Origin of the sequence: Hoeflea sp. BAL378, assembly GCF_000759435.1 — a bacterium.
In the GTDB taxonomy this organism is placed as follows: Bacteria; Pseudomonadota; Alphaproteobacteria; order Rhizobiales; family Rhizobiaceae; genus Hoeflea.
The window spans coordinates 1-267 of record NZ_JRJG01000007.1 but is presented as its reverse complement, the minus strand read 5'-3'; the positions used below and the strand labels follow the sequence as shown (position 1 = coordinate 267).

The following is a 267-nucleotide window of genomic DNA, read 5'->3' as shown; positions in this document are numbered from 1 at the left end:
AGGGGATCTTTGCCGCTGCTTCCTCGATCCGCTTCGCGTCTTCGTCTCGCAGTACCTTGCCGGACACGGCAATTGCCGATGCGAGGTGTTCGCGATTGGTCGTGCCAAACACGCAAGTGGCTATGTTTGGGTTGCGCAGCATATAGGCAAAGGCGGCCTGTGCCGGCGTAAAGCCATCGATCGTCCTCAATACCCGTCGCATCGGAGCAGAGGCACGCGCAAAATCTTTTGTCGTGGGTTTGATGAGGGTCCGCGCCAGATACCAGA

The 267-nt window shown here is 58.1% G+C and carries 1 protein-coding gene; it reads right to left on the bottom strand.

Features of this window, described 5'->3' with window-relative positions:
- Nucleotides 1-267, bottom strand: a 267-nt coding sequence (locus LL06_RS27185) for an aldo/keto reductase (protein WP_173426101.1), incomplete at both ends; no start/stop codon positions are given.